Raw genomic sequence first — 242 nt, forward strand, 5'->3', positions numbered from 1 at the left:
GCTCTAGTGCTTTAGCGGCGATTAGCGAAGTCAGTGCGATGATTGAGCAAAGCTTAGAGCTATTACAACAGCAGGATGCTTCTATGAATGCGCAACACCTAGAAGCATTAGCCCAGTCTGTGACACTGATGGATGGCTACCTCAATAATTACAAACAGAATGCCCAGCAGCAAACCATATCGACAGAAGAGTCGCAAAGCCAGCAAGATATTGCCTCATTACAAGCCATGCTGGGTGAGCAG

The 242-nt window shown here is 47.1% G+C and carries 1 protein-coding gene; it reads left to right on the plus strand.

What is annotated here, in order from left to right:
- Nucleotides 1–242 (plus strand): hypothetical protein (locus AAEZ05_RS29885; RefSeq protein ID WP_350650266.1); only part of this gene is annotated, 242 nt, incomplete at both ends.

It is taken from the genome of Pseudomonas sp. HY13-MNA-CIBAN-0226 (assembly GCF_040310305.1).
Classification (GTDB): Bacteria; Pseudomonadota; Gammaproteobacteria; order Pseudomonadales; family Pseudomonadaceae; genus Aquipseudomonas; species Aquipseudomonas gregormendelii.